Here is a 19,769-nt window from a genome sequence, read left to right as displayed (position 1 = left end):
GCTTTAAACCATGTTGCACTGCCAAGGAACACTCATGCGTTTAGCCCTTTACACCGGAATAATACTGGCAGGCGGTTACGCCGGCCTGACTCCGGCGCTCGCCGCCGATCCCACCGGCGACTGGCGCGTTGCTGACGCCGTCGCCAACGTCCGCGTCGCCCAATGCAATGGCAGCATATGGGGCGCGGTTTCCTGGGAAAAGGAGGCCGGCGGCCGCGATGAGAACAACCCGGATGTCTCAAAAAAGAACAGGCCGACGCTCGGCATGGCGATCCTGATCAACATGAAGAAGACGGCCGGCGCCGAGCAGTGGGAAGGTCAGGTCTACAACGCGAAGGATGGCCAGCTCTACAGCGCGACCATTACGCCCACAGGCACCGATAAGCTTGAAATCAAGGGCTGCGTGATGGGCTTCCTGTGCGGCGGAGAGACCTGGACCCGCGTTGGTCCGCCGATCCCCTTGAGCACCACCAACGCCATGGCCAAGGGTGCGCCAAAAACCACCGGAGCGGCGCCTAAGGCTGCGTCAGCGCCGGGTGCCGCAGCACCTGCTCCAGCAACGGCAGCTCCGAAGAGCGCCGTCGCGGCCAAGCCTGGTCAGAAGAGCGCGACCGCCGATCCCGTCGGCGACATCTGCCTACTCCCTGAGATTGCGGGGTTTGCCCATTAGGGCCGGCTGAAACAGCAGCACTGCGGCAAGCGTCGTCACCAGAGAAAGTGCGAGCAGCTTGCCCATGCTGGACGTGCCCGGATGGCTCGACAGCCACAGGCTGCCGAACGCGGTCGCCGTCGTCAGCGCGCTGAAAAAGATCGCGCGCGTCAGGCTGGTCTGAAGCAGGTTTGTCCTGCCGGATCGCCACGCCACGACATAATAGATCTTGAACGCGACGCCCACGCCGAGCAGCAGCGGGAACGCGACGATGTTGGCGAAGTTGAGCGGCAGGCCGATCAACACGCAGATTTCGAGCGTCACTGCGCCCGCAACCAGAAGCGGCACCAGCGTCATCAGCACGTCGACGATGCGGCGCAACGTGATCCACAACAACAGGCCGATCACCAGCAACGCATAGATGCCGGCATGGATGAATGCATTCACCACGGTATCGCCGGATTTCAGGATCGAGACAGGTCCGCCGATCGCGGTCGGCTCGGCCGCGAGCACGGCTGCCGCAAACTTGCGCAGCGTATCGTTGTCGTTGGGATCGCCCTTCGGCTGAGCTTCGACGCGGATGATTCCGTCCTTGCTCTTCCAGGCGTTCACGAGATCGGGCGGCAGTGACTTCAGGGTGACCGGTTCGGCCTGCATCGCGTTCCTGAGCTGGTCGAACACGATCTTCATCGGCGTCACGAACACGTCCTGCGCCTTGTTGCGGGTCGCCTCATCCGAGTTCGCGAGTTTCTCCAGCGCGTCCGCCAGGCGGCGCGAGGCGACCGCGCCCGGGCCCTTGGCATCACCGGCGGTCCGGCGCAGATTTTCGACCGAGGATTTCAACGACTCGACATTCTCCTGGTCCGACGGCGCCGCGTCGACCTGGTCCGGGTTGAGCGCAGGGTTCAACACCTTGGCGCCCTGCGCGAGCAGCTTCAGCTTCGGCTGCTGGTCCTCCGGCACAAAACTGTTGAGCGACATCACGCGCAACACTTCCGGCACCTTCTCCAGCTTCGCCTCGACCTGCCTGGCCTGTTCTTCCGTGGTGACCATCACGTTGATGGCGTTGGCGCCGGTGTTGGGATCCTTGCGCAGGTCGAGGAAGGTCGCGATCGACTCGGCCTTCGGGTTGCGCAGGTTCATCGGGTTGAAGTCGAACTTCAGGAAATACAGCAGCGGCAGGCCGGCGAGCGCCAGCAGCAACGTGCCGCCCACGACCAGGACGCGGTGCTTCTCCAGGAAGTAATCGAGCGGCGCCAGGAAGGCATAGCCGACCGGCTCCTTTTCGCCCGGCGGGTTCAGCAGCTTCAGCATCGCGGGCAATATCGTGATGCTGGAGAGGAACGCCACCAGCATGCCGACGCCGGCAATCTGGCCGAGCTCGGAAATGCCCTTGTAGTCGGTCGGCAGGAAACAGAGGAAGCCGGCGGCCGTCGCCATCGCCGCCAGCGACAGCGGCACCGCGGAGCGCTTGGCGGCACGCACCAGCGCGCCGGAGAGATCGTCGTGCTTGTAGCGTTCCGAGCGGTAGCGAACGCTGTACTGGATGCCGAAATCGACGCCCAGTCCCACGAACAGCACGGCGAACGCGATCGACAGCAGGTTGAACGAGCCGACCATCATCAGGCCGGCGGCGGTCGTCAGCGCCAGGCCGACGAACAGATTGATGAACACCGCGAAGATGATCTTGGAGGAGTGCAGCGCGAGCCACAGGATCAGGAGCACGACAACGACGGTGCCGACGCCATTGACGACGGCGCCTTCCTGCACTGTGGCGTATTCCTCATTGGCGATCGGGACCGGGCCGGTCAGCCGAACCCGCGCCTGGTATTTGGTCGGGAAGTCCAGATCGGCCGCAGCCTTGCGGATCGCGTCGGTCGCCCCCTTGCCGGGCTCGAGTGCATTGTAGTCGAGGACCGGCTTGAACTCGATGAAGGCGCGCTTGTCCGAATCCGAGAGCGGCTGGTCGCTGACGAGCTCGCGCCAGGAGAAGCTCGCATTGCCCTTGTTGAGCACGGTCTCGACCGTCCCCGCGATCTGGTTGAACGGCCGCTCGGTGTTGTCGAGCTTGACCTGCCCACGCTTGACGCCGGCAAGCCCGGTCTCCAGCGCGCCAGTCAGGCCGCGGATCGACGGATCGCCGGCCATGATCTCGATCAGGGGCGCTGCGGATTCGAACTGGCCGGTGATCTTGCCGACTTCCTCGGTCGGCAGGAACAGCAGGCCGTTCTTCTCGAAGAACTCACCGGTGCCGAGCTGCTGCATCGACTGGAATTCGGTCTTGTTGTCCTTCAGCTTGGCAAACAGCGCGTCCGCGGCTGCGGTCGCCATCTCCGGCGTCCTGGCCTCGACCACCGCGAGAATCGTCGCGTCGCGGTCGAAGGCGCGGTCGAACTGCTGGTCGCGCTGGCGCCAGTCCAGATTTTGGGCAATCAGCGAATTGATGTCGGTGTTGATGGCGAAGTGCTGGGACGTGTAATAGCCCGCCCCCACCGCCAGCAGGAGCCCGAGAACGACGACAAGGGAGGCAAACCGGGTACAGGCCCTGACGATGACAACGACTACGCTTTGCAGCACGTATTTTCTTTCTAGTGTTAACAGCCTGCCGGAAACGCCCGCTGTTTATCGGAGTTCCCAAGCGAAACCTATTGCTGTTTTGGGTAGCTCTCGCGGGAACAAGGTTCGAAGTAAACGCCGGGAGACCGTGGCAAAATCATGCGGGAGGGTCGGTATAGGCGCGGAGATGAGGCGGTAAAGTGACGAAGGGGTGAGCACAAATGTCGCCGCCTTGCTCACACCAAGTGAGGTATTATAATACCTAACATCGACCCGGCCGGGAACCCCTGGGCTTGTTCCACCTTTCCTTAGCGCCGATTTTTTGACACAAAGTGCTGTGCTTGCATGCGCCGGGGCCCAGATGGGGTGGGCGGTTACCGCGGTCGCGACACCAATGGTGCGGATATTGCAGCATTGGCCCGTATCGGGGTGCTGCCTGGGACAATTGAGCGGATTGGTGCAACTTGCGTGATGGGCGTCCAATGGAAGTTTATCTAGCGCAGCCGCGCGGCTTTTGCGCGGGCGTGGTGCGCGCGATCGAGATCGTGGAAAAGGCCCTGCAGAAGTACGGCCCGCCCGTCTACGTGCGCCATGAGATCGTGCACAACAAATACGTCGTCGAGAGCCTGAAGAATAAAGGCGCGATCTTCGTCGAGGAACTATCCGACGTTCCACCGAAGGCTGTCACCGTCTTCAGTGCCCATGGCGTCGCCCGCAGCGTCGAGGAAGAGGCCGCCGCGCGCGACCTTCCGGTGCTGAACGCCACCTGCCCCCTGGTCACGAAAGTTCACAATCAGGGGAAGCGCTACATCACCAAGGGCCGCACCCTGATCCTGATCGGCCATGCCGGCCACCCCGAGGTCGAGGGCACGATGGGCCAGGTTCCCGGGCCCGTTCTGCTGGTCCAGAGCGTCGAAGAGGCCAAAACCCTGGCGCTGCCGGCGGATACGCCAGTGGCCTACATCACCCAGACCACGCTGTCGGTCGACGACACCAAGGACATTATCGGGGCGCTTCAAGCCAAATTTACAGATATTCAAGGCCCAGACATCCGGGATATCTGCTATGCGACACAGAACCGCCAATCTGCGGTAAGGGACTTGAGCAAGCTGGTCGACGTGATCTTGGTGGTGGGCGCTACCAATAGCTCGAACTCGAACCGGCTCCGCGAAATCGGCACCGAGGCCGGCGTCGCGAGTTATCTGATCGCCGATGGCCGCGAGCTCAATCCGGAGTGGTTGAAAGGTGCCAGGACCGTCGGCCTCACGGCCGGCGCCTCGGCGCCCGAGGTGCTGGTGGATGACGTGATCGAAGCGCTGCGGCGGATCGGACCGGTGACGGTCTCGGTGCTCCCGGGCCGCGAGGAAAACATCGAATTCAGGCTTCCGGCCGAACTGGCTGCAAGCTGACCTACCTGAATTTCAAGCCCAGAAAGAAACGTGTAATGGCAATCCCCTTCTTCAAGGAAATGCGTATCGGCGGCTATTTGCTCAAGCAGAAACTGCTTGGCCGCAAACGCTATCCGCTCGTGCTGATGCTGGAGCCACTGTTCCGCTGCAACCTCGCCTGCGTCGGCTGCGGCAAGATCGATTATCCGGATGCGATCCTCAACCGCCGCATGACGGCGCAGGAGTGCTGGGACGCGGCCGACGAGTGCGGCGCGCCGATGGTGGCGATCCCCGGCGGCGAGCCGCTGATCCACAAGGAGATCGGCGAAATCGTGCGCGGCCTCGTCGCCCGCAAGAAGTTCGTCTCGCTCTGCACCAACGCGCTGCTGCTCGAGAAGAAGCTCGACCTATTCGAGCCCTCCCCCTACCTGTTCTTCTCCGTGCATCTCGACGGCCTGAAGGACCATCACGACAAGGCCGTGTCGCAGAAGGGCGTGTTCGACCGCGCCGTCTCCGCGATCAAGGCGGCGAAGGCCCGCGGCTTCACCGTCAACGTCAACGCCACCATCTTCGACGGCCATCCGGCCGAGGAGATCGCAAAGTTCCTCGACCTCACCGTCGAGCTCGGTGTCGGCGTCTCCATGTCGCCCGGCTACGCCTATGAGCGCGCCCCGGACCAGGAGCACTTCCTCAACCGCACCAAGACCAAGAAGCTGTTCCGCGACGTCTTTGCGATGGGCAAGGGCAAGAAGTGGAACTTCATGCATTCCGGCCTGTTCCTCGACTTCCTCGCCGGCAACCAGGAATACGAGTGCACGCCGTGGGGCATGCCCGCGCGCAACATTTTCGGTTGGCAGAAGCCCTGCTATCTCCTCGGCGAAGGCTACGCAAAAACCTTCAAGGAGCTGATGGACACCACCGACTGGGAGACCTACGGCACCGGCAAGTACGAGAAGTGCGCCGACTGTATGGCCCATTGCGGCTACGAGCCGACGGCGGCAACCGCCGCTCTCAACAACCCGATCAAGGCGATGTGGGTGTCGCTGCGCGGTATCAGGACCTCTGGCCCGATGGCGCCGGAGATCGACATGTCGAAGCAGCGTCCGGCGCAGTACATCTTCTCGGCCGAAGTGCAGAAGCGCCTGTCGGAGATTCGCAAGGACGAGGCCGAGGCTGCTGCGGAGAAGGCGGCACGGAAGGCGTCGACCGCCGCGTAAGCACGACACCGACTTGTAGCCCGGATGGAGCGAAGCGAAATCCGGGACAGTCCCTCCGCATTGCAAGGCCCCGGATTGCGCTTCCGCCTTCGCTCTTCGAGCTACGGCGGACAAGTCGCTCCATCCGGGCTACGGATATCGAAAAGGCCCGATCGCCATTGGCGACCGGGCCTTTCCTTTTGATTGGATCGAAGACCCGGCTCAGGCCGCCTTGGACACCAGCGCCTCGCTACCGGCAAGCTCAGTCCCGATCAGGAAGTCGCGGCAGCCGCGCAAGCTGCGCAGCGCGCGGTTGAAGTCGATGCCGGTCGAGACCAGCGCATGCAGCGTGCCCGGATTGCGCACGATGCCGCGCAGCACGGCGGCGAGGTCGATCTGGCCGTTCGGCTTGATCGCGGCACGCGCAAGCGCCGGCAGCGCGCGGTGCGCGGGATCGCTGATGACGCGGACCGCTGCGAAGGGCAAGCCGGCCTCGGCGGCGTAGGCAGCCGCGATGTGGCTTTCCATGTCGACGGCGGAGGCGCCGGTCTCGGAATGCAGCGCCGCCTTGCCGGATGAGCCCGTGACCACCTCCTCGGCGCCGGCGAGGCTGCCGCGCACGACGCGACGGCGGCCCGAGGTCAGCTTGTCGATGAGGTCGTCGCTGAGCGACAGGCCGGCGCCCCAGCGGGCGTCGCCCGCGAGCACCTCGGTCGCCACCACGACGTCGCCGGAGCGCAGCGTCGGGTCGAGCCCGCCGGCCACGCCGAAGGAGATGACGCCGCGAATCGTCTGGGGATCCACCACCGTCAGGAGCGCGCGCAACTGGGTCGGGCTGCTGGACGAGCAGATGACCGCCATTCCGGGCCCGGCAGCAATGCGGGCCTCCTGAACCAGACCGGTCACGATCAATATCGGCCGCGGGTCTACGGCCTGACCCGCGGTAACATAGTCCCCCATCCCCAAAGTCACATTCCGACCCCTACCACCCTGCTGTTGGTGTTCCGCAAGTTCCGATACCGCGCCAGCGCCCATAACGGGAAGAACTTCGGGTAGCCATGGTACCGCAGATAGAACACGCGGGGGAAGCCTGTGGCGGTGTAGCGGCTCTCGTCCCACAGTCCTTTTTCGTTCTGTGTTGCAATCAGGTACTCCACCCCGCGGGCGACGGCCGGGTGATCAACCTCGCCAGCAGCCATCAGGGCAAGCAAGGCCCATGCCGTTTGCGAGGCGGTCGACGGGGCGGGTTCCCAGCCCTTGTAGTCCAGCCGGTAGCTGACGGCGTCCTCGCCCCAGCCGCCGTCCTGGTTCTGGATCGAGGCCAGCCAGTCGGCCGCCTTGCGCATCATCGGATCGTTGCTGTCGACGCCGGCCATGTTGAGGGCGCATAGCACCGACCAGGTTCCATAGATGAAGTTCATGCCCCAGCGGCCGTACCAGGAGCCCTCAGGGTGCTGGGTTTTGCGCAGATAGGCCACGCCGCCAGCGACGTGCTTGCTGGTCTTCTCGGTCTGGCCGAGCTGGGCCAGCATCGAGATGCAGCGCGCCGTGACGTCCTCGGTCGGCGGATCGAGCAAGGCGCCATGGTCCGAGAACGGGATGTTGTTCAGGTAGTATTCGAGGTTGTTGACGTCGAAGGCGGCCCAGCCGCCGTCGTCGCTCTGCATGCCCTCGATCCACTCCCGGCCGCGGTCGATCGCAGCGTCATAGCCGGTCGCTCCATGTTCCCGGCGCATGCGATCCATCGACATCACCACCACGGCGGTGTCGTCGAGATCGGGGTAATAGGCATTGTTGTACTGGAACGCCCAGCCGCCCGGGCGAACGTCGGGCCGCTTCACCGCCCAGTCGCCCTTCACCGCGAGCTCTTGCTTCGGGATCAGCCAGTCGAGGCCCTGCTTTACAGCAGGCACCGCCTTGTCACCGCCGGCCTCGAGCAGCGCATGCGCGGTCAGCGTCGTGTCCCACACCGGCGAGACGCAAGGCTGGCAGTAGGCCTCGTCGCCCTTGATCACGAGCAGCTTGTCGATGCCCCGGCGCGTGATCGCGCGCGGCGGGAAGTTCTCGTCCTTGTCGAGCGCGTCATACATCATGACGATGTTGGCCATGGGCGGATAGATCGCGCCCATGCCGTCCTCGCCATTGAGCCGCTCTTCGATGAAGGCGAGCGCGGCATCGATCGCGCGCTGGCGCAGGCTCTTCGGAAACATCGGCTCGACCACGCGCAAGATACCGTCGAGCGCACGGAACAACATGAACCAGGCCATGCTCTGATGCGGCGCCTTGGCGGTCATGCCGATCGAGCGCGGGTCCTGCAGGAACAGTTCGTCGATGCCGACGCCCTTCGGATTCTTCGCGCGCGGCTTCAGCGCGGCGATGACCATCAGCGGCACCATGGTGGTGCGCGCCCAATAGGAGATCTTGTTGAGGTGGAACGGCGACCAGAACGGCAATAGCACGATTTCGATCGGCAACACCGGCACTGAACGCCAGGTCAGGACGCCGAACGTTGCAAGGAGGAAACGAGTGAAGACATTGCTGTTGATCGCGCCACCGCGCGCGTGGATCGCCTCGCGCGCACGCACCATGTGCGGCGCGTCCACGGAATCGCCGATCATCTTCAGCGCGAAATAGGCCTTCACGCTGGCGCTCATGTCGAACTCGCCGTCATGCACCAGCGGCCAGCCGCCATGGGCGCCCTGGACGCGGCGCAGATAGTTGCCGATCTTGGCCTCGAGCGCGGTATCGACCGGCTCTGCGAGGTAATGGCGCAGCAGGATGTATTCGGCCGGGATCGTGGAATCGGCCTCGAGCTCGAAGACCCAATGGCCGTCGGATTGCTGATAGCCGAGCACGCCTTGCGTGGCTGACTCAATGCTCGATTCCAAAGCTTCGCGGCTGGTCGCGTTCACCGAATCCATGTCGCTCGATTGCTCCGAGTGTCGATTGAAAGTGACGGAGACATTACCCGTCAGGGCCGCTTTGCGGCCAGAACCAGATCGGCGGCGCGATCACCGGACCGGACCGATCCCTCGATCGTTGCCGGCAATCCCGTAGCAGTCCAGTCGCCGGCAAGGAACAGGTTTTTCAGCGCGGTGACCGGCCCAGGACGCAGGGCATTCTGTGCCGGCGTGGCCGCAAATGTGGCACGGCGCTCGCGCACGATCTGCCAAGGAGGCAGTTCGCCCGACACGCCGCCAGCCTCGCAGACGTCGTTCCAGATCGCCTGCGCGAGTTCCTCGCGCGGCATGTCGACGAGTCGGTCGCCATTGCTGATGGTGACGGAGAGCCGGTTCGGGAAGGCGAACAGCCATTCCACGACGCCGCCGATCACGCCCAGGATCGGCGCAGAACCCGCTGGCGGCTCGATGCGGAAATGCGCATTCACGATGGCGCGGAATTCGGTCGGCGTCTTCAGGCCGGGCAGCAGGCTCGCAGCGGAGCGCGGCGGCACCGCCATCACGATCACGTCACCCGCAACAAGCTGGACCACATCCTCGCCGCCGAAATTCAGCGCGGTCACCTTGCCGTCATTGCTGACGAAGGAGCGCAGCTCATGGCCGAGCTGAACGGAGTGTCCGCGCTCAGCCAAGAATTTCACGGCAGGCTCGATCAGCACGGCGCTGAGGCCGTCGCGCGCGATCAGCGGACGGCAGGCCTGCCCGCCCGCCAGCAGCGTCTCGCGCACGATTGCGCCGGCAAGCCCTGCCGAACCCTCGGGCGGATCGACATTGAGCGCCGCGAGCAGCAACGGTTGCACCAGGCGCTGATAGAGAATGCCTTCGCAGGGAATGGATTTGCCGACCGGCGTTTGTTCCGAGGCCCAGATCAGCGGTGCCAGCCTGAGGTAATCGGTGAGCCCGGTGTCGGGCACGCGGCGGCTCTCGTCGAGCACCCAGGTCGGCAACCGGCCGGCGCCGAGATCGATCTGCCAGCGCTGTCCGGTCTTGAGATCGACGAAGGGAAACTGCGCGGTTTCAGGCCCGACCAGGCCCGCTTCGGTGCCGATCGAGCGCGCATAGGCGAGCGCGTGGCTGTTGCCCGACAGCATCAGATGATTGCCGTTGTCGATGGTGAGATTGGTGGCGCCGTCGAAATAAGAGCGGCAGCGGCCGCCGACCTGGTGCGTCGCCTCATGCACGGCGACCTTGAAGCCGGCGTTGGCGAGCCGCACAGCGGCGGAGAGGCCGGAAATTCCAGCGCCGATGATGTGAGCTGTGTTTTGCATCAGATGAAAGCGTAGCGGAACAGGATCGCGAAGCGTGTGATCTTCGACACACGCACCGGCTCGCGCGGCGCGTTGAAGCCGCGCGCGATCAGGAGGTCCAGAATGGCGTGATAGTACTTCGACATGATCCGCGGCGCGCGCACCGCGCGGCGCCTGTTGCGGTTCATGATCTCGTCCGACTTCTCGAAATGCGCCTTCGCGCGCTGCGTCAGCGGCAGGCAGACCTTCGGCAACGCGCGCTCGGCGATCACGCGGTCCGGATCGTTCGAGGTGATGCCGGCATGCAGCAACGCCTCGCGCGGCAGATAGAGCCGGCCGAGCGTCGCATCCTCGTCGATGTCGCGCAGGATGTTGGTGAGCTGCAGCGCGCGGCCGAGGTGGTAGGCGAGCAGGATGCCGTCCTCTTCCGGCAGGCCGAACACCCGCACCGACAGCCGCCCGACGGCGCTGGCGACACGATCGCAGTAGAGATCGAGCGTCGCCATGTCGGGCGCGCGGATGTCCTGCGGCACGTCCATCTCCATGCCGTCGACAATGGCGAGGAAATCCTCGCGCTTCAGCCCGAAGGTCTTCACCGAGGCGACGTAGTCCTTCAGCCGCGGCGGTGGATTGCCCTGGTAGAGCGCGTCGATGTCGTTGCGCCATTCCTGGAGCGCGGCGAGCCGCTCGTCGCGCGGGCCGTCGGAATCGGCGATGTCGTCGACCTGGCGACAGAAGCTGTAGATCTGGAACATCGCCTCGCGCTGGTCGCGCGGCAGGATGCGCATCGCAGCGTAGAAGGAGCTGTTCGATGCGGACGAGCCATAATTGGCGCTGGGCGCGGTCGCCTCAAGCGTCATGGGCAGTCCCCGGATTCGAGATGGCCTTGCGGCCGATCGCGCGGCGGCCGACTTCGCCGATCATGCCGGCGAGGCTGAAGGTGAGCAGTTCAAACTTGTTCAGATGCACGCGCTCGCGCAGGGGATCGCGCACCTTCAGCAGGCGCACGATGCGGTCCGCGTAAGCCTGGATCACCGAGACGTCGACGCCGAGGCGGAAATCCCTGATCTCCGCGCTCAGCGACCTGCCCTCGCCCAGCAGCGCTTCGTTGCGCACGGCGAGCCCCTGCAGGCAGGCCAGCATCGCCGGCGGCGACTGCGCAAGTCCAAGCTGTTCGACCGAGGCGCCGCTTGCAGCCAGTGCATCGCGCGGCAGATAGACGCGATTGAGCTCGCGGAAATCCTTGCCGCAATCCTGGAGGTGGTTGTTGATCTGAAGGCCCGCACAGAGCGCGTCGGACGCGGCCCAGGTCGAGGTGCTCTCGCCATGGACGTCGAGCATGAAGCGGCCCACCGGCATCGCCGAATAGCGGCAATAGTGGATGACCTCGTCCCAGTTCTCGTAGCGCAGTTTTGTCACGTCCATGCGGAACGCGATGAGCACGTCCAGCGCGTGGCGCGGCGCCATGCCCCGCTCGTCCAGCGCGCGCCGCAGCGCGACGGCTTCAGCCTGGGTATCGCCCTTGCCGAGCAGTTCCGCCTCGAGCAGGTCGAGATAGCGAAGCTTTTCGTCCGCCGGCAGGGTCGCGTGATCGGCGATGTCGTCGGCAGTGCGGACGAAATTGTAATACGCCAGGATCAGCGCGCGATGACGCGGATGAATGATCCAGGACGCGACGGGAAAATTCTCGTCGCGGTCACCCTTGCCGGATCGCAATTCGCTCGCAGAGGTCATCGAGGGCTGATCAACAATCGTTTGGACAGGAAGGGCTTTTGCGCTCGCGCGGGCTCGTGCCGGCGCCGCCGCGGCCCCCATATAGGGGAATACGGCCGCAAAACCAATCCTGTCTCTCGATGGCAGCCCTGCGGATCCGGCCTGAAAAAGGCGGCCCCACGGCCGCCTTTTTGGGCCAGTGGCCGAGCTTACTGGTTGTGGTTCTTCAAGACCTGGTCGCAGGCCTGCGAGATCTTGGCCCGGTTCTCCTTGAGGCAGGCCAGGACGGTGAAATCGCCCTGGTCGATGACCGGACGGCAGAACTTCTGCACATCGCGCGTGCAGGCCTTCTGCTCGGCGTCCGTGCCACGCCCCTGCTGGGCGAACGCAGCCGTGGACAGGGTTGCCGACAGCACGGTGAGAACGACGAGAAGCTTACGCATTGTATTCCTTCATTCTGACGGCAGAATCGCACCAGTCCCGGACAGCACAGGGCGGACGACGGGAACGGATTGTTCTGATGGCAAGTTGCCGCGGAAAGAGCGGCACCGGAGAAGGCACAAGCGCTGGCAAATGCGGCCAAATTGGCGCCGCGCCTGCCAAATCAGGTCTTCCCTCGATCTTCATTGACAGATGTAAGAGGTTGATACTACGGCATAATTCTGGCATGCGGTGTTTTACTGCATACCTGTTGCAGAGCTGCATCTGTCCGACCGGCCATTTCGGCCAGAAACACATGGAAACGGAGGGAATCCGGGGTGAGACCGCTTCGCGAGCCAGACATTGTGGGCTACCAGGCTTTGAACCCGTCGCAGGGTCTTGAACCTGACACCGGCTCGCAACACTAAACTTTCGATGTGGCAAGACGTTCTTTCATGAACGGGCGTCGTTCCAAAACGGGATATTGATGATGAAATTCTTTGGGCGATCTGGACTGGCGATCAAGGCGGCCGGCATTGGTGCGGCGCTGCTCTTTTCAGTTGCGGCAAGCCACGCTCAGTCGTCCGGGCCGTTCGCCGGCTTCGACGGGGCGTGGACCGGCACCGGCACGGTGTCGCTGTCCGACGGCTCGACCGAGCGCATCCGCTGCAAGGCGGACTACAAGGTCGCTGGCACCGGTCTCAGCCTCAAACAGGCCCTGCACTGCGCCTCCGACAGCTACAAGTTCGACCTCACCAGCGATGTGACGAGCCAGGGCGAGCGGATCTCCGGCAATTGGAGCGAGTCCAACCGCAACATCTTCGGCAATCTCCAGGGCACCGCCGGCGGCGGTCAGATCGACGTGTTCGTCGAGGCCAACGGTTTCGCCGCCAACTTGTCGCTGCGCACCAACGGCTCCAAGCAGACGGTGCAGATCTCGTCCAAGGGCGAGATCCGCGGCGTCAACATCACGATGACGAAGAGCTGACCGCCCTTCCCGCTTCCAGGAGGAACAGGCCCCCGGTTCTCGCGAGCCGGGGGCTTTTTGCTGAGGCAGCGTGCGCTGCCCAGTTCAGATCGCGGGCTTGTCTGGGCCCTGAAGCTTGGCGTGCAGGTTGATCAGCCACATCGCCGTCGGCCGCAGGATGAAGAGGTCGGCCACCAGCGCCGCCACCATCGAGAAGGCGCTGAGCCAGCCGAACAGCCGCAGCGACGGCAGATCCGAGAACACGGTGACGACGAGACCGCTGGCCAGGACCACCGTGGTCAGGATCAGGGCCGGGCCGACCAGCACGGTCGCACGTTCCACCGCCAGCGCCGAACCGACGCCGGGCTTGCTCTCCAATCGCAGGCGATTGAGGAAGTGGATGGTGGCACTCAAGCCCAGGCCGAACGAGACGGTGAGCGCCACGACGCTGGCGAATTGCAGCCCCTCGCCCATCGCCCACAGCACCGTTCCCGACATCACCACCGGGAAGATGCCCGGCAGGATGCAGGCAAACATCACCACCCATGAGCGGAAGGCGAGGCCAATGAAGATCGCAACCAGCGCGAATTCGATGGTGAGGCCGTGGTTCAGCTTCTCGATCATGCCGGCCGAATTGCGCGCGGCGATCGCGGCGAGACCGGTGACGGCAACCTCGTAGCCGGGATGCTTCTTGCGGACCGCGTCGAGCTCGGAGTCGAGCTTGTCGACGATCGGCAGGAGCTGGCTAGAGTCCTTGTCCGGCACGCGGCCGGCCACGACCACCGCGTCCTGCTCGGCGTCGATGAAGCGTCGCACCAGATGCTCGGGGATGACGCTCACATATTCCTTGAGCGTTGCGACGTCGTCGCTGCCGGCCTTTTCCGCGAGCCAGCGGCGCAGCGTCTCCAGCGACCAGACATTGCCGACGCCGGCCGCCTTCTCCACGGTCGCGTGGACATCAGCGATGGTCTGCAGCGTCTCCGGCGAGTAGAGCGTTTCCCCCTTGGGGAGCTGGATCAGCACGTTGACCGGATTGGCACCGGTCAGCTTGGCGTCGAGCCGATTGCTGGCGGCCACCGCCTGGCGCTTGTCCGGCACCTGGTCGGCGAGCCGATAGCGTGGTTGAAGATTGGCGTAGACGACGCCGAGGCTGGCAACGAACAGCAGTGCGATCAGGCTGAACAGGCCGGGCCGCCCGACCATGCGCACTGCGATCCAGTAGCAGAAATTGCGCAGCGCCTGCACGCCGGCATCCGCGCTCTGGAACTTGACCGCAAAGACCTTTTCGTTGCGCACGAACAGCACGCCGAACACCGGTACCAGCGACAGCACCGTGATCAGCGCGATGATGGTTGCGGCAAGGCCCGCCTCGCCGAATTTGCGGATCAGGTCGGAGTCGGAGAACTGGAGCGCGATAAAGGAAATGCCGGCGGTGCCGTGCGTCAGCACGCAGGCCGGGCCCACCACCAGCACCGCGTTCTTGAATGCGGTGAACTTGTCCTGGCCCGCGATCAGCCGGTCGCGTGCGGCGAAGGTGAGCTGCATCGAGTCCGAGAAACTGATGACCATGATGAGCGGCGTCATCACGTTCAGGAACATGTTGAGATTGAAATTGGCCCAGCCGAGCGCGCCGAGTGCGATCAGGATCGCGATCATCGGCGGGAACGCCGCCACCACCATGAACGAGATCTTGCGGAAGAAGATGATGGCGATGACGCAACCGGCGAGAATGCCGAGGATGTTGTAGGTGAGGCCGTCGCGCTCGACCGCGTTGCGGATCTCGAGCTGCATCACCGGCACGCCGGAGAGCTGCACGCTGAGCCCGGTGTCACCGAGATCCTCCTTCATCAGGGCGCGGATGTCGCCGACGGTCTTGGTGAGCTTGCTGGAGGCGACCACCTCGGGATCGAGCGAGAGCACGATCAGCGCGAGCGTGCCGTCCTCGGACAAGAGCTTGCCGCGGATGATCTCGTTGTTTTTGACGGTCTCAATGAATTGGTCATAGGCCGCGCCTTCGGGCAGCTCGGACGGGAACAACGCGGCCGGCAGCTTGCCCGGCGCCGGCGCCTGGCGCGCCGAGAACAGCGAGACCAGGCCGCGCGTGCCCTCGACCAGCTGCAGGTCGGTGATGAAGTCACGCAGCTTCTCGAGGTTGTTCCGCGCCAGCAGGGTCTTGCCCTCGACCACGACGAGGACATCGAATTCCTCGGCCGGGAACTTCTTTGTCACCGCTTCATACTGGCGGAATTCCGGCGTGTTGGAGCGGAACAGCTGGGACAGCGAATCGTCGATCTTGATCCGATAGATTCCGAACACCGCGCCGACGATCAGCGCGAGCAGGATGATGCAGGAGACGATCGGCGCGCGGACCGCGATCAGCCCGATGCGCTCCAACCCGAAGGCGATCGAGGACGTAGGCCCCTGCTCGACCTTGTCGACATGAACCTCATTCTCGCGGTGCTTTTCGAGCATGCCTTGTCCAGTTCCTAAATCGGTTCGGTCAGTGAGCTGATTGCGCCCCGCGAACGGCTTGAAAACGCCATACAAATGGGAGGCTTGCCCTTTGAAAATGCGCGGAAAATCGCCGGCAGCGGTTTAGCAGGTGATGAGCCCGACTCGCAAGCACGCCAAGGGTCTCCAAATCGATCAAGATGCGGCCATTTTGCCGGAATGCCCGTCATTCCGGCAAAGCCGTGCCGATTCGACGCGGCGCGCGGTCGGCGCTCTCGTCCTTGAGCGCCACGCCCGTGACTTCCCGCGCCAGTCCCTCGCGGACCAGCCAGGCAATCTTGCGGGCCGCCTCATCATAGCTCAACCCAGCCTTGTGGATGTTCGACACGCAGTTGCGCTCGGCATCGGTCAGCCCGGGCTTCGGCGCGAAGGTCAGATAGGCCCCTAAGCTGTCGGGCGCGGACAGGCCCGGCCGCTCGCCGATCAGCATCAAAACCATGCGGGCGCCGAGGATGGCCCCGATCTCGTCGCCGAGCGCAACCCGCGCGCCTGAGGCGACGACGACATGGCCGATCGCGACAGCGTCGCCTTCGCCGAGCAGCGGCAGCAGGCTTTTGAGCAGCGCGACCGCGTGGGCATGGACCGCCGCCGCCGACAATCCGTCGCCGATGACGATCGCAAGCTGGCACGGCGCGGTGGCGCCATCCGCCAGCGCCGCGGCGGAGCCGGCGTCGAGCTGCCGTCCCAGATCCGGCCGGCGCAGATAATCCCTACGGTCGGCGGCCCGGCTCATGACCTCCGTGGCACCAAGGCCCAGCGCCCTCACCCCGGCCACCAGACCCGGCGCGTCGAAGGCGGCGTGCACGGCATCACGGGCGCGGGCATGCGCCAGCGTGAACTCCAGCAGCGGCTTTGTCGGCAGACTCGCGCCGCTGCGCCCGAGCGCGACGCGCGCAGGCGTGAACGATCTCAGGTCGACGGTCGGGCGCGCCGGAACGGGCTTGTCGCTCATTCGGCGGGAACGGACGCTTCGCGCAGCCGGATCGAATAGTTCGACGCGTTCTGCTTGCCGCTCGATGCCGCGCGCGCAAAGGTGATGAGATGGTGCGCGATCATGGTGCAGCCGATCAGGCCTTCCATGTCACCGCGGCGAATCCGCCCCAGTGCAAACTTCCAGAACACGCGCCTGTAATCGCCGAGCACGCCGATCTTCCAGAAGATGTTGCGCATCATAATCAGGCCGCGACGGATGTTGGCCCAGGTCTTCACCTCGTCCGGCACCGGCATCTTGAGGCGATGGGGATAAACCTCGTCGCACTGATACTGGAAGCGCGCATAGACCTTCTCGGGCTCGTAGGCGACGCTCATGGCGTGCTTCCAGGATGCGACGACCTCGTCATACGGCAGCAGGAAGTTGACATTGGAATCGCGCCCCTCGTCATCGACCAGGCGTCCTTCCTTCTCCAATCGATCCCACAGCGGCGTCTTTGGCAGCGCCTGAAGCAGGTTGATCGTGAGCAGCGGAATCTTGGACTCATCGACGAAGGCAAGCAGTGCCTCCGACGTGTTCGGCTTATCGGTGTCGAGCCCCATGATGATGCCGGACACCACTTCCATGCCGTAGGAATTGATGGTGCGCACGCCCTCGAGGATCGGGACCATCATGTTGTGGTCCTTGTGCATCGCCTTCAGCGCGTCCGGGTCCGGCGTCTCGATGCCGCAGAAAATGGTGACGAAATAGGCCTCGCGCATCTTCTTGAGGATCTCGGGACGCTTGGCGATGTTGAGCGTCGCCTCACAGGCGAGCCGCACGACGTAACCGGTCCTCTTTTGCCATTCGATCAGATGCGGCAACAGGTCCATCGCCGCTTTGCGGTTGCCGATGAAATTGTCGTCGACGAAATAGACCGTGTCGGTCATGCCGCATTCGCGCAGGCGGTCGAGCTCGGCGATGATCTGCTCCGGCGATTTGAGGCGCGGGTTGCGGCCGTAGAGGCCGGGGATGTCACAGAACTCGCACTCATACGGACAGCCGCTGGAATACTGGATGCTGCCGAGGAAATAGCGCTTCACATCGGCGAGCTCATAGGCCGGGATCGGAAACTCCGTCATCGGCACGCGGTCCTTGGTCGTCAACACGACCTGCTGCTCGGGGCGCGACGTATCGCGCGACAGGATTTCGAGCAGCTGATTGGTGGCGTCGCCGAGCTCGCCGACGTGGAGATAGTCGAACGACGGATAATAATCCGGGCAGGCGCTGACCGACGGACCACCGAGCGCAACCGGCAGGTCGAACTCGTGGGCGCGGCGGCAGATGTCGTTCATGTGCTGGCGCTGGATGTGCATGCCGCTGACGAAGACGGCCTCCGCCCATTCGAACTCTTCCTTCGTCGCGCGGCGAAGATTCTCGTCGACGAATTTGACCTGCCATTCCTTCGGCAGATAGGCCGCGAGCAACAGCAGGCCCTGCGGCGGCATGAAGGCGCGGACGCCGTCGGTCAGCGGATAGGAATACTCGAAGGTGCCGAAGGATGAGGTGTAACGCGGAAAGACGCAGAGGATGTGCCGGATCGTTCCGTTACTTGCAGCGCGCATCGAACTTCCCCCAACCAACGTTCTACGAACGGTACTGACGAGGTCACCAGACACATAACGTAACGCTGTGACTGGATTTCCTCAATATCGCGATGTCGAACTAATTCGTGAGACACGCCAATGGTTTCCCTGGTTCAAACCGGCAGGCCGAAGTTTTTTGCGACCTTTTTGCGACCTCCCCTTCACGCAATCAGCCGGGAGGCAAAATCGGGCAACAGGCCTGCGTCACCGGCAAGCCGGAAGTCGGCCCCCGCAATTCCGGCCTGGACCAGCCAGTCGTCGAACTCTGGCGCGCGGGCCGCGCCGAAGACGTCGCGGACATAGAGCGCGTCGTGGAAGGAGGTGGACTGGTAGTTCAGCATGACGTCGTCGGCGCCGGGCACCCCCATGATGAAGGTAACGCCGGCGGCCGCGAGCAGCGTCAGCAGATTGTCCATGTCGTCCTGGTCCGCCTCGGCATGGTTGGTGTAGCAGATGTCGATGCCGAGCGGCAGCCCGAGCAGCTTGCCGCAGAAATGGTCCTCCAGCCCTGCCCGGATGATCTCCTTGCCGTCGTAGAGGTATTCCGGGCCAATGAAGCCGACCACGCTGTTGACCAGCAGCGGCGCATAGGCCCGGGCCACTGCATAGGCGCGCGCCTCGCATGTCTGCTGGTCGACGCCATGATGCGCGTTCGCCGACAGCGCCGAGCCTTGGCCGGTCTCGAAATACATCACGTTCTCGCCGACCGTGCCGCGCTTCTGCGACAGCCCGGCCTCGTGCGCTTCCTTCAGCAGGGCGCGATCGATGCCAAAGCTGCGATTGGCGGCCTCGGTGCCGGCGACCGACTGGAAGACGAGGTCGACCGGCACGCCCTGCCCGATCAATGCCAGCGTCGTGGTGACGTGGGTCAGCACGCAGCCTTGTGTCGGGATTTTCAACCGCGCGATGACCTCGTCCAGCAGCCGCAGCAGTTGTGCGATGACGGCCGGATCGTCGCTTGCCGGATTGATGCCGATGCAGGCATCGCCGGCCCCCAGCAGCAGGCCGTCAAGGATCGAGGCGGTGATGCCCCTGGCATCGTCGAAGGGATGGTTGGGCTGCAGCCGCGTGCTCATCCGGCCCTTCAGGCCGATGGTGTTGCGGAAGGCGGTGACGACCTCGCATTTCCGCGCCGCCAGGATCAGGTCCTGGTTGCGCATCAGCTTTGAGACCGCGGCCGCCATCTCCGGCGTGATGCCGGGCGCGAGCTTGCGTAAGGTCTCCGCTGTGGCCGCCTCCGACAGCAGCCAGTCGCGGAAGGCTCCGACTGTCAGCGAGGCCACGGGGGCAAACGCCCTGGCGTCATGGCTGTCGATGACGAGGCGGGTGACCTCGTCGGCCTCATAGGGGATGACGGCCTCGTTCAGGAATTGAGCGAGGGGGACGTCCGCCAGCGCCATCCGCGCGGCGATCATCTGCTCGGCGCTGCCTGCGGCGATGCCGGCCAGCCGGTCGCCGGAGCGCGGCGGCGTCGCCTTGGCGAGGAGGTCGCGCAGGTCGGGGAAGGTGTAGGTCGTGGCGTCGATGGCGTGGCGGTAGACCAAAGGCAGCTCCGCAGGTTCGTCGACCAGTAAATATGCGCTTGGCGGCCGGCGTGCACGCCGAT

At 64.3% G+C, this 19,769-nt stretch carries 15 protein-coding genes; 4 read left to right on the top strand and 11 right to left on the bottom strand.

Annotated elements, in window-relative coordinates:
• Positions 1–34: 34 nt before the first annotated feature.
• Positions 35–670 carry a DUF2147 domain-containing protein gene (locus ACLFLU_RS14365; protein ID WP_426412825.1) on the top strand — a complete coding sequence of 212 codons (636 nt, stop codon included), beginning with the start codon at positions 35–37 and terminating at the stop codon, positions 668–670.
• Here the strand turns inward: ACLFLU_RS14365 and ACLFLU_RS14360 are convergent.
• Positions 638–3,226, bottom strand: coding sequence for an MMPL family transporter (locus ACLFLU_RS14360; RefSeq protein ID WP_426412824.1), 2,589 nt, complete (start codon positions 3,224–3,226; stop codon positions 638–640). The two genes, ACLFLU_RS14365 and ACLFLU_RS14360, sit on opposite strands and share 33 nt — an antisense overlap.
• A gap of 461 nt (positions 3,227–3,687) precedes the next feature.
• Here ACLFLU_RS14360 and ispH point away from each other — a divergent pair, with 461 nt between their 5' ends.
• Both ispH and hpnH read left to right on the top strand, forming a co-directional pair.
• Positions 3,688–4,614: a 4-hydroxy-3-methylbut-2-enyl diphosphate reductase gene (ispH, locus tag ACLFLU_RS14355; RefSeq protein WP_426413991.1), complete on the top strand. Its 927-nt coding sequence runs from the start codon at positions 3,688–3,690 to the stop codon at positions 4,612–4,614.
• 35 nt (positions 4,615–4,649) lie between these two features.
• Positions 4,650–5,810, top strand: a complete 1,161-nt coding sequence (hpnH, locus tag ACLFLU_RS14350; protein ID WP_426412823.1) for an adenosyl-hopene transferase HpnH — start codon at positions 4,650–4,652, stop codon at positions 5,808–5,810.
• A 201-nt stretch (positions 5,811–6,011) separates the two neighbouring features.
• Here the strand turns inward: hpnH and ACLFLU_RS14345 are convergent, their stop codons facing one another.
• The 6 genes from ACLFLU_RS14345 to ACLFLU_RS14320 form a co-directional block, all read right to left on the bottom strand.
• Positions 6,012–6,761, bottom strand: a complete 750-nt coding sequence (locus ACLFLU_RS14345; protein WP_426412822.1) for a phosphorylase — start codon at positions 6,759–6,761, stop codon at positions 6,012–6,014.
• Positions 6,758–8,710 (bottom strand): squalene--hopene cyclase, encoded by a 1,953-nt coding sequence (shc, locus tag ACLFLU_RS14340; protein ID WP_426412821.1) that lies wholly within the window; start codon positions 8,708–8,710, stop codon positions 6,758–6,760. Before shc ends, ACLFLU_RS14345 begins: the two co-directional genes overlap by 4 nt.
• Positions 8,711–8,760: 50 nt before the next feature.
• A complete protein-coding gene (gene hpnE / locus ACLFLU_RS14335; RefSeq protein WP_426412820.1) occupies positions 8,761–10,017 on the bottom strand; it encodes a hydroxysqualene dehydroxylase HpnE in 1,257 nt (418 codons plus the stop codon).
• On the bottom strand, positions 10,017–10,856 hold the full coding sequence (gene hpnD, locus ACLFLU_RS14330; RefSeq protein ID WP_426412819.1) for a presqualene diphosphate synthase HpnD: 840 nt from the start codon (positions 10,854–10,856) through the stop codon (positions 10,017–10,019). The genes hpnE and hpnD overlap by 1 nt, the downstream gene beginning before the upstream one ends.
• Entirely contained in the window at positions 10,846–11,730 is an 885-nt protein-coding gene (gene hpnC, locus ACLFLU_RS14325) for a squalene synthase HpnC (protein WP_426412818.1), read from the bottom strand. The genes hpnD and hpnC overlap by 11 nt, the downstream gene beginning before the upstream one ends.
• Positions 11,731–11,918: 188 nt before the next feature.
• Positions 11,919–12,152, bottom strand: coding sequence for a hypothetical protein (locus tag ACLFLU_RS14320; protein ID WP_426412817.1), 234 nt, complete (start codon positions 12,150–12,152; stop codon positions 11,919–11,921).
• 467 nt (positions 12,153–12,619) lie between these two features.
• On the opposite strand from ACLFLU_RS14320, the gene ACLFLU_RS14315 reads away from it, so the two are divergent.
• Positions 12,620–13,117 (top strand): hypothetical protein, encoded by a 498-nt coding sequence (locus ACLFLU_RS14315; RefSeq protein WP_426412816.1) that lies wholly within the window; start codon positions 12,620–12,622, stop codon positions 13,115–13,117.
• An 84-nt stretch (positions 13,118–13,201) separates the two neighbouring features.
• Here the strand turns inward: ACLFLU_RS14315 and ACLFLU_RS14310 are convergent, their stop codons facing one another.
• The 4 genes from ACLFLU_RS14310 to ACLFLU_RS14295 form a co-directional block, all read right to left on the bottom strand.
• Positions 13,202–15,568 carry an efflux RND transporter permease subunit gene (locus tag ACLFLU_RS14310; protein WP_426412815.1) on the bottom strand — a complete coding sequence of 789 codons (2,367 nt, stop codon included), beginning with the start codon at positions 15,566–15,568 and terminating at the stop codon, positions 13,202–13,204.
• A 205-nt stretch (positions 15,569–15,773) separates the two neighbouring features.
• Positions 15,774–16,559: an ethanolamine ammonia-lyase subunit EutC gene (gene eutC / locus ACLFLU_RS14305; protein WP_426412814.1), complete on the bottom strand. Its 786-nt coding sequence runs from the start codon at positions 16,557–16,559 to the stop codon at positions 15,774–15,776.
• Positions 16,556–18,142 carry a B12-binding domain-containing radical SAM protein gene (locus ACLFLU_RS14300; protein WP_426412813.1) on the bottom strand — a complete coding sequence of 529 codons (1,587 nt, stop codon included), beginning with the start codon at positions 18,140–18,142 and terminating at the stop codon, positions 16,556–16,558. The genes eutC and ACLFLU_RS14300 overlap by 4 nt, the downstream gene beginning before the upstream one ends.
• 182 nt (positions 18,143–18,324) lie before the next feature.
• Positions 18,325–19,707, bottom strand: a complete 1,383-nt coding sequence (locus ACLFLU_RS14295) for an ethanolamine ammonia-lyase subunit EutB (protein ID WP_426412812.1) — start codon at positions 19,705–19,707, stop codon at positions 18,325–18,327.
• Positions 19,708–19,769: the final 62 nt, after the last annotated feature.

Source organism: Bradyrhizobium ganzhouense, from assembly GCF_049949285.1.
In the GTDB taxonomy this organism is placed as follows: Bacteria; Pseudomonadota; Alphaproteobacteria; order Rhizobiales; family Xanthobacteraceae; genus Bradyrhizobium; species Bradyrhizobium ganzhouense.
The sequence above is the reverse complement of the archived record's forward strand: the minus strand, read 5'-3'. Positions and strand labels throughout refer to the sequence as shown.